We start from the raw sequence: 10,984 nt of genomic DNA on the forward strand, positions 1-10,984 counted from the left end.
ATCCTCTTATAACTTGTTGTAATTATTTAATATTTCTAATATGCATTGCTTGCAGTCTGCAGCCAGCTGCTCAATTCGTTCGACACGATAAATGGTGTTGCTAAACTCCCAACGAATAGCCATAACCCCTTCTTTGATGTACACCCCTACCGCCAAAGGTCTTAGCCGTTTAGTCTGGTGATCCAAACCATAGCCGCCAAAGCCATCGACCTTGCGTAACACGCGTAAGTCGGCTTGGTTATCATGGCCAAAATAATTGAAAAACACCTGTGGCTCAGGGGTTTGGTTAAAATGTTCAATTAATTCCTGATCCTGGTTCAAATAGCGCAGTACACCATAGCCAATGCCGCCGTTAGGAATAGCCCGCAGCTGCTCGTTGATAGCTTTAATAGCGGCCACAGGATTGCTGTTATTGCCATAGTCGAGGAAGGCAGGGTAAATCGTGTTAAACCAGCCAACTGTGCGGGACAAATCAACATCGTCAAACAGCGCTTCTTTACCATGCCCCAACAGATCTATCATCAGACTGTTTGATCTACAGCTTTGTTTGAAGGCATAAACAATGCTAGTCAGTAAGATGGCATCAATTTTGGCGCCGGTTATCTTGGGGACTTCATCGAGCAATATAGTGGTTTGTTGTTGATCTAACTGGACATAGACGCTCTGCGAGCTGGACATCAGGTTTTCGCCAGCAGGAAAATCCTTGCTCAGTTCAGCGGCATATTTCCGCTCCGGCAACAGCCAGTATGGTCGCTGGTTTTTCATTTCATCGCTGTAGCCCCAGGCTGACAGTTTTTCGACCCACTGCTTAAAGGAGGTGGCTTTTTCTGGCAGCTGTAACGGCTCATTACGGCTGTATTGGCGATAGCAGGTCTCAAAATCGTCGATAATGATGTGCCAGGAGCCGATATCAGCCAGCATAAAATGACCAAACAAAAACAGAGTCGGCTTTAGGTCCAGGTTACAACGATATAAACAGGCCTGAAATAATGGCCCTTGCTGTAAGTCCAGCGCGGTAACACTGTAATAGATCCGTCTGCCTAATTGGCGTTCATAGTCAGCTTGATCTTCAGCATCCAGGATAACCTGGTTTAGCTTCACCTTGTCTGGAGGACTGTCACAAATCAGGCTGGGTGGGTTTGAGTCTGCATCAGACAGGCGCATTCGCAGGCTGTCATGCCGGGTTAATACATGCTGCAATGCACGTTCAATGGCGTCCAGGTCAAAGTCGTTGTCACGTGGTTGCAGATAAACCCCAAGTGTATGAAACTGCGGGTTAGTATGCTGCAGGCTGAGAAAATGACGTTGAGCCGGTGTCATAGCTACCGGGCCTTCAACAGGGGTTAGCTGGCGCAGTATTTGTGTTGTTAATGATGCCTGTGCCAATAAACGCGGCGTTTTATGCTGAAACACTTGCCGCGCAGTCAGGCTGATATGGCATAATTTGGCCTTTGATACTAACTGAATTACCAGTAAGGAATCGCCACCCAGGCTGAAAAAATCATCTTCAATGCCAACGCGTTCAGTTCGCAGAATTTGCTGATACAACTGACATAATGCCGTTTCTATATCGTTTGTCGGCGCAACATAAGGCACACCACTTTGGATCAGGTCTGCTGAAGGCTTTGGCAGCGCGCGCCGGTTAATTTTACCGTTTGGCGTCTGAGGCAGTTTATCAAGCTGAATAAAAATGGCGGGAACCATATATTCTGGAATATGTTTTTTCAAATAGAGCCGTAAAGTGTCATGCCCCAGTGCGGCCACGGTGGCAGTAAAGTAACAGACAATGCGTTTATCACCGGGTTTGATTTCATGCACAACCGATACGGCTTGCTGTAGCTGAGGGTGTTTGTTCAGCGTGGTATCAATCTCTCCCAGTTCAATCCGGAAACCCCGTACTTTTACCTGCGAATCAGCCCGACCGAGAAAAATAACATTACCTGCGCTGTTGTAGCGGGCTAAATCTCGGGTGCGGTACAGCACGCCTTGGCCATTTATCGGGTCAGCCACAAACGCATCTGCGGTCAGGTCTGGCCTCGCCATATAGCCGTCGGCTAAACAGTGACCACCAATAAAAATTTCACCGGGTACGCCAACAGGAACCGGCTGCATTTGCTCATCCAGCAGATACATCCGGGAGTTTTCAATCGGTTTGCCAATGGTGACGGCGCCGTTTTCGCCATCCCCGCTTTCAATACGATGCCGGCTGCACCACACTGTTGCCTCGGTTGGGCCATACAGGTTCCAGAATGACGATGATCGCAGCAGTAACGTTTCTGCCAGTTCAGGCGGTAAAGCTTCGCCGCCGCAAAGTATGCGCATATCGCGTTTACCCTGCCAGCCCATGTCCAACAGCATGCGCCACATAGACGGTGTAGCCTGCATAACGCTGATATTATGTTGTTGTATCAACTGCAAAATGCAGTTGGCGTCCTGTAACTGTTCTTTGTCAGCCAGTACGACAGTGCCACCATTAATCAGCGGCAGGAAAATCTCTAATACGGCGATATCAAAGCTGATAGTGGTAACGGCCAGCAGCTTTTCGCCGGCTTTTACGCCCGGCGCACGACTCATCGCCTGTAAAAAGTTCACCACGGTCTGATGGCGGATCATCACGCCCTTGGGTAAACCGGTTGAGCCTGAAGTGAAAATGACATAGGCCTGATCGGTTGGCTGCGTCTTAGCAACGTGTACAGAAACGGGGAGGCCGCTACCATGCTGTAGCTTGCCGTCAGCACTAAGTTGCAATGCTGGCCAGTTACCGGCAGGCACCTTGGCGACCAGACAGGGTTGTGTAATCACTGCCGCGATGTTGGCGGTGTCAAACATATACTGCACCCTGTCCTGCGGGTAGCTAAGGTCAATCGGAATGTAAGCGGCACCAGCTTTCAGCGTACCAAGCATGGCGACAATCATGGCGGCATTGCGTTCTGTCGCAATGGCAACATAGCTGCCACGACCAACACGTTGCACCAGCAGGTGTTGCGCCAGCTCCGTACTAAGTGTATCCAGTTGCTGGTAGCTTAAGGTGGTTTCGCGGCTAATTACCGCGGCGAGATCCGGTGTCGTTTGCGCCTGCCGCTGCACCATTTGGTCCAAGGTGTCCTGACTGGCAGGCAACACCTCACCTATACTCCAATGCTGCAAAATTTGGTGTTTTTCCTGTTCACTGAGCAGACTAACGTTTGCCAGTTTTTGCTGGGGCTGGGCAAGCAACCGTTGCAGCAATAGGGTCAGGTGTTCTGCCATCCTGCTTATCGTATCGTGGTTAAATAAATCGGTGTTGTACTCAATAAAGCCGCTCAGCTCACCGGTATCATTAAAATAAAACGTCAGGTCATATTTGGCTGTCTGATTCTCGGTGGTCAGTGCTTGTAGCTGCAATGCCTGATTTACCGGCGCGGCGGTAGTTTGCTCACTATCGGTAGTGCTCTGCGTATTGTTCAGGATCAGCATTACCTGAAAAATAGCGGCCCGGCTCATGTCGCGTGGCGGGTTCAGCTCTTCTACCAACTTTTCAAACGATACATCCTGATTGGCGAATGCATTAAAAACAGTGGTCTTTTCCTGCTCCAGCTGTTGCATAAAGTTGAGTTGCGGGTCGACGTAGGTTCGAAATGCCAGTGTATTGGTAAAGAATCCGATAACATTTTCCAGTTCGGTACGGTTGCGGTTAGCGATTAACGTGCCAATGGCAAAGTCATCCTGACGGCTATACTTGTGCAGCAGTATGCGCAGTGTGGCAAGCATCAGGGTAAAAGGAGTGGCACCGGTGTTGTAGCTGAGTTGTCTTAGTTGACTGCTTAGCTCTGGTGCAATATTAATAGCGACGGAGTTGCCATTATAGGTGCGCTCTGACGGCCTTGGTTTGTCGGTATACAGCTCCAGCGGAGCAACGTCGGTCAGTTTATCCTTCCAGTAAGCCAGCTTTTTTTGCAACAGTTTTTCCTGAGCATCAGAGCGCTGCCAGCAGGCATAATCGATATAGCTATAGTCGGTAATACCGCTTGTGGGCTGAGTATCAGCCAGTTGATCGTAGCATTGAAAAATTTGCTGGATCAGTAAGGCGTGTGACCAGGCGTCAAAGGCAATATGATGCACATTGATATACCACAGATAGTGCTCGTTGCTGATATGGAACAAACGGCTGCGGAAAACACCGTCACGCTGCAGATCGAACGGCGTATGGCCATCTTCTTTAATTTCGCGCAGCGCGTCACTTTTGGCTTGTTCTTCACCCCGTTCGGTGAAGTCGACTACGGGCAGAATGGTGTGGCCTTTATTGCTGATGAAATCTGCCAGACTAAGAATATTCTGCCGTGCTGTGCCATCCACTTCGCGATATTGACTGCGCAGGATTGGGTGAAATTCCAGCGTCTGGATCACAGCCTTCGTCAGCCGTGCGGTGTCCACCACGCCTTTTACCGCATAAACCATCGGTATATTGTATTCCGGGCTGGCTGGGTCAAACTGTGACATAAACCAGATACGCTGCTGTTCATGGGACAGAGGGTAATGTGCTGCAAGCCCGGCTTTGGGCAGCTGTGAGGCCGCAGCGGGTGAGCTGCCCTGGCGTTGTGCCAGACGCTGCATTAGTAGCGCTTTTTGCTCGGGTGACAGTGCCTTAAGCTTTTCTTCTATGTCCATCGGGATATCCATTATTGTTATATTTATCCGGTTATCTCAGCCATCATGGCTAACAGTTCATCTTCATCTACCGTTTGTAACTGCAGCTCGTCCAGCCGGTTTGCTAGTTGGTCCAGCTGCTGATAGGCAAATAAATCACCGAGCGCCAGCGGCAGATGCTCGCCGAACTGACGACGGATTAACGCCAGCAGTTTCATCGCCAGCACTGAGTTGCCGCCTAAACGGAAAAAGTTACTGTTACGGTTGTTCACATCAATGCCCAGCAGTTTTTGCCATAACGTGGCTAATTGCTGTTCAGTAGCGGTTATCAGGGCTTGCTGCGGCAGTTGTTCAGTGAGTTCGCGCTGGCGCAGTTGTTTCTTGTCAACCTTGCCGCTTGGGGTTGTAGGCAGAATGTCCAACTGCTGCCACAGTGTTGGCACCATATAAGAAGGTAACCAGTTGGAGGCATATGCTGCCAGAACACTGGTATCTATTTGTCGTTGCGCGGTAAAAAAGGCCACCAGTAATGGCTCGCCATTACTGGCCTGACTCAGCACCACAGCGCAGGCGGTAACGTCGGTGTAACGTTCAGCGACAGCTTCTATTTCTGTCAGCTCAATGCGATAACCATGCAGTTTGACCTGCTCATCAAGCCGTTGCAGATATAGCAAGCGGCCATCTGCCAATTGTTTTACTAAATCGCCGGTACGATACAGACGTTCCTGTTTACCGTTGTGCCACTGTTTGGTAATAAATCGTTCGGCAGTCAGTTCGGCTTTGCCCCGATAGCCCAGTGCCAGGTTGTCACCGGCAATATACAACTCGCCTTTGCTGCCAATAGTGGCCAGTTCAGTATCGGCATTCATGACATACAGCCGGTTGTTGCTGATTGCCAGACCGGTACTGATTAAATTCAGGTTATCCGCGGTTATTTGCTGACATGATACCCATACCGTGGCTTCGGTTGGGCCATACATATTCCACAACTGCCGGCCTTTACCCAGCAGCCGTTGTGCCAGTACTTTTGGCAGTGCTTCACCGCCGGTCAGCATGGTTAAGTTAGCTTGTCCGGTCCAGCCAGATTCCAGCAATAAGCGCCAGCCAGCCGGCGTTGCCTGCATAATACTGATCTGATGTTGATGTAACTGGCGGGAAATACTATGCCCGTCGCGGTTTTGCTGATGTGGCAATAACACCAGGCAGGCGCCATGTAGCAAGGGTAGAAACAGTTCTAATACTGAAATATCAAATGAGACTGGCGTCACTGCCAGTAATTTATCGGTGGCAGTGATACCGGGTTCGGTTGCCATGGCCTGCAGGAAGTTCAGCATGCTGTGCTGGCCTATCTCCACCCCTTTAGGCTGACCCGTACTGCCTGATGTATAGATACAGTATGCCAGTTGTTGTGGTTGGCCCGATAACCCGGGTAGTGGCTCTGTCGACATCTGCTGCAGCTGTGATAGCAGCCAGACTGGCGCGTCTTGTAACGCCAGTACGCTTTGCAATTCATCGCTACTGATAATGGCGCGCACTGCAGCGTCAGTGACAATATACTGCAGGCGGTCTTTAGGATACTCGGGATCCAGTGGCAGGTAAGCCGCCTGGCAGCGGAAAATAGCCAGTAACGTGATGATCAACTGACTGTCTCGGGGTAAACAAACGCCGATCAAATCGCCAGGGCGAATACCCGCTTGATAAAGCTGAGCCGCTAAGGTGTCAACTTCAACCTGCAGTTGCCGGTAGCTCAGCTGACGATCAGCACTTATCAGTGCCTGGTTATCGGCGAAGCGTGCCGCGGTATCTGCAAACCAATAGCTCAGGTTGTCAAATGCGGGCACACTATTGCAGCCGGTTTCAGGTAACTGCGCCATAAACGCCGCTTGTTGCTGTTGTTCCAGCGTCGCCAGTGGCCTAGCCGTATTTTCAGCAAACTGGCAAAATAACTGTTGTAGCCGCGTTACCATCAGCTCAACTGAGGCAGGCAGAAATAAATCTTCGCTGTACTCAATAAAGCCACTTAAGTTATCGCCTTGTAAGGTCAGACTGAAACTTAAATCAAAGCGGGCGCTGTGGTTATCACTATCAGGCATAGCCAGCGACAGCTGTTCTGTAATGGCCTGTTCACTATTGCTGGCAGCAGTACTGTGGTTGAAGTTAAACAGTACCTGAAATAACGGATTATGGCTGGTGCTGCGCGCAATATTCAGCCGTTGCAGCAGTTGTGGTAACTGCAACTGTTGATGCTCGAAGCCTGATAAAATTTGCTGCTTTGCCTGTGCAATCAGTTGGCTACAGGTCATGTCCGGTTGCCATTGCAGCCGGATAGGTAAAGTGTTCAGCAGCAGCCCCATCAGTTCACTGTATTGCGTGTTGTCGCGGCCGGATACCGGGATACCAATAACAAAATCGTCCTGGCGGGAAAACTCATGTAATAGCTGAGCGCAAATGGCGAAGCTGAGCATGTACAGCGATGCGCCACGTTGTTCTGCTTGTTGCTTTAAGGCGTTGACGCAATCTGCAGTAAGCTGAAAACGGCAACGGCCACCGCGGAAGCTCGGCTGTGGCGGACGAGAAAAGTCTGTAGCCAGTTCCAGCAGTTGAGGTACATCTTTTAACTGTTGCTGCCAGTAAGCCAGTTGCTGTTGTTGCCATTGTTGATAATCAGCATGCTGTTGCCACAATGCCAGGTCTGCCATTTGCAATTGGGGGAGGACTGCTTGCCAGGGCTGTTGCTGCACCAACTGCCGATAGCCGTGAGCAAGCTGACGCAACAGTAACTGGAAGCTGCTGCCGTCGGCATTAATATGGTGCATCACTACGCCCAGCGCATGACGCTGTGGTGCTAGTTTATACAGCACAAACCGGTATGCTGGCGTGGTTGTCAGATCAAAGGGAACGTTAGCATCCGCGGCAAAACACTGAGCCAGGGTATCGGCTGCGCTGCAGAGATCCCGCTCGCTAAACTGTAGTTCTGTATTGCGATGCAGACGCTGAAGTACCGTGCCGTTATCTTCAACATAAGTGGTGTGAAATGCGCCCTGTTGCTGCGCTATTTGCTGCAACACTAGGCGCAAACTGAGCGTATCTAATTCGCCGTTCAGTAGCAGCAGCATCGGCATGTTGTAGGCCGCTCCACTGCCGTCTAACTGGTGTAGCACCCACATTTGCTGCTGGCCCGCTGTCAGCGGAAACAGGTTTTGCTCTGGCTGACGTAATAACGGGATAGCAGGCTGTACACCGGTTTGCTGACGTACTAACTGCGCCAGCGCCCGGATAGTAGGCTGCTGGAAAAACTGCCGCAGGCTGATAGTACTGTGCAGGCTGTCTTTAATCCGCGCCAACATAGACAGCGCCAGCAGTGAATGACCACCGGCGCTAAAAAAGTTTTGTGTCATCTGCAGCAACTTATCGGGTAAAAGCTGTTGCCAGATTTCCAGCAAAGCAAGCTCTATAACATCGTGGCTATCTTGCTCTGCAGCTGAACTGAAGCTTGTATCCGGACGTGGCAGTTTGGCCTGATCAACTTTGCCTCTGTTGGTAAGAGGTAAGGCATCCAGCAAGACTAAATGCTGTGGCAGCATATATTCGGCTAACTGCGACTGCAAATACTGGCGCAGCCCAGTCAGTTGCAGAGTATTGTCGGCAGCCACCAGATAAGCGACTAGCTGTTGTGGCTCGACGATCATGACATAGCACTGAGCGATAGCAGCGTATTGCAGTATTTGCTGACGAATACCTTCAAGCTCAATGCGGTAACCACGTAGCTTAATTTGTTGATCGTTACGACCGGCAAAGCAGATATTGCCATCGTCTCTGAAGTAGACACGATCGCCAGTGGCATATAGTCGTTCACCGCTTGATGGATGATAAATAAATTTGCTGGCGCTAAGTTCGGGCTGGTTATGATAACCCAGAGCCAGATTATCACCGGCAATATATAGCTGGCCGGTAACATCGGCAGGGACCGGCATCAGATCTGCATCCAGCACATAAAGCCGGTTCGGTAATATCGCTTTGCCTATCGGTACTTCAGGCAGAGACTGATCCTGCGGTGCTACCCGATGTAAGCTACAGCTGATGGTGGCTTCACTGGGGCCATAGGCATTAAACAATACGGCCTGAGGCGCTGGTGTTAAACTGAACCAGCTTTTTACGGCAGCACCGGTTAATTGTTCTGTGCCGATAACAATTTGCCGGATACAGGCTGGCAGCGGCTGCTGTGCCTGTAGCAAGCTGCTAATCCAACTTTGCCAGTAGGCAGTCGATAGACTCAGATGTTCAATCTGGTACTGGGTAATCAATTGTTGCAGCTCGGCGAAGGTTAACGTCTGTTGCTGAGCGGGCAACAGCAGGTGGCCGCCGGCAATTAATGGCGGGAAAATTTCTTCCAGAGCCAAATCAAAAGATAATGCTGAGCTTTGCAAACTGGTGCGACACTGACTGAGCTGATAATGCTGGGCCATGCTGCTGGCGTGGTTGCTCAGTGCCTGCCGGCTAACAACTACGCCCTTAGGCGTGCCGGTGGTGCCGGAGGTATACACCAGATAAGCCGGTTGGGTGGACTGGATTTCTACTGCAGCGGATTGTTGCAGTAGCTCAGGTGTTAATGTTATCTCAATAGCGCCAGCGTCTGGCTGATCAGTCATGGTCAGACATGCCTGACTATCCTGATATAAAAATTGCTTGCGCTCGACGTTGATATCACGGTCGACAATCACAAAACAGCCGCCAGCTGCCAGCACTGACAGCATGGCAACAATGGCGGTTAATCTGTGCTGGCAACTAATAGCTACCACCTGACCGGGTTCCATGCCATGTTGCTGCAATAGGGCATTATAGTGCTTTACCAGCAGCCACAGCTGACTGTAGCTTAATTGCTGAGCGGCATTGGTTTGTGTCAGCGCGCTTTGTTGCGGTATCCGATTAACCGTCTTTAGCAGCGCCGACAAAATATCTTGTTCTGCCGAACCAGCGATTGGCGCATGGCTTAGCAGCTGTTGTTGTTGAGCTAAAGACGTTAGCGCAATTTGTGCCAATGGGCGTTCTGGCTGCTGAATAACCTGTTGCACCAATTCGACATAAAATTCGGCATAACGACTGATATCACGTTCGCTGAATAAGGCTTTGTTATATTCAAAATAGCCATGGAAACCACTGTGCTGATATGTCAGCTCCAGCGTTAGATCCAGCTTGGCATAGTGTCGTTGTATCGCACAGCTCTGCCAGTTGTTGCCGGGTGCCGCTACGGCATCCTGCAGTACATTATACGAAAACATAACCTGAAACAGAGGATTACGATTAATATCGCGCTCTGGTTGTAACAAGTCCAGGATCTGTGAGTAGCCCAGTTGCTGATGTGCCAGGCATTGATAAAACTGCTGTCGCAACTGCTGCACGTACTGCCCTGCGGCCATCTTGCTGTCTATAATGGCTGGTAACAATAATGTATTGGCCACCGCGGCAACAAAATGCTTTAGCTGCGGTTGATCCCGGTTTAACACCGGAGTGGCGACAATGAAATTGCGTTGGTCGCTGAGCTTATGTAACAAAATATTAAACACAGCCAGCAGCAGATTAAAAGGGGTGATGTGTTGTTGCTGGCAAAACTGGCTGATTTGCGCAGAGACATCAGCCGGTAAGCTGAAATAATAATAATCGCCGTCATTGCTCAGTGCAGCAGTTTTACGGCTCAACTGTAATTGCGGTTCGCAATCTTGCAGCGTGTTTTGCCAGAACTGTTGTAACTGTGCAAGCTCTGCCGGTTGTTGTTGCTGCAGGTACTGTTGCATATCTATAGCCGGTAGCGCTAACGCTGGTACCACGTGTCCCAGCAACTGACGGTAAAGCGTGTGTAACTCTGCCAGGATCAAGTTTAACGCGTAACCATCGGCGACAATATGATGAATGCACAGTGTTAACAGAAACTGCTGCTGTGGCATCTGGTACAGCGTACAGCGAAATGGCAGTTCTGATGACAAAGCAAAACCTCGCTGTGCATCGGCGCTGGCCAGCGCTTTGGCTTCGGCTAGGGTTGTCACGTCAGTCAGTACGATCAGTGGTGATGTCGCAGGTACGGTGTGCTGCCTTGGGCCATTACGGGTATTGATAAAGCGGCTGCACATTGTCGGGTGGCGCTGCGTCAACGTGTAAAGCGCCTGCTGCAAAGCCGCCTGGTCCAGCGGCTCAGTAATCAGCAGCGCTTTAAAAATATTGTTCAGGCCGCTGCTGTGCTCTAGTTGCTCAATAAACCAGAATCGTTGCTGAGCCGCTGACAATGGCAGCAATGCTCCCAGCTGTTGTTTGGCTTGGGCCAGCTTTTGCAGTTTCTCTGCGCGGGTCATCGTCGCCGTCATGA

The 10,984-nt window shown here is 50.4% G+C and carries 2 protein-coding genes; both read right to left on the bottom strand.

The features are described 5' to 3' along the window. Positions 1 to 6: 6 nt before the first annotated feature. The gene (locus tag AR688_RS02410) at positions 7 to 4,647 is read right to left on the bottom strand and encodes a non-ribosomal peptide synthetase (protein WP_068228585.1); all 4,641 of its coding nucleotides are present in this window, start codon (positions 4,645 to 4,647) and stop codon (positions 7 to 9) included. A 23-nt stretch (positions 4,648 to 4,670) separates the two neighbouring features. Next, positions 4,671 to 10,982 carry a non-ribosomal peptide synthetase gene (locus AR688_RS02415; protein WP_082694649.1) on the bottom strand — a complete coding sequence of 2,104 codons (6,312 nt, stop codon included), beginning with the start codon at positions 10,980 to 10,982 and terminating at the stop codon, positions 4,671 to 4,673. Between the last annotated feature and the right edge of the window lie 2 nt (positions 10,983 to 10,984).

The organism is Rheinheimera sp. EpRS3, from assembly GCF_001513785.1.
Lineage (GTDB): Bacteria > Pseudomonadota > Gammaproteobacteria > Enterobacterales > Alteromonadaceae > Alishewanella.

Bases quoted from the DNA above. Each gene is read 5' to 3' on its own strand.
- AR688_RS02410 (WP_068228585.1), bottom strand. From the start codon at position 4,647: ATGGACATAGAAGAAAAGCTTAAGGCACTGTCACCCGAGCAAAAAGCG.
- AR688_RS02415 (WP_082694649.1), bottom strand. From the start codon at position 10,982: ATGACGGCGACGATGACCCGCGCAGAGAAACTGCAAAAGCTGGCCCAA.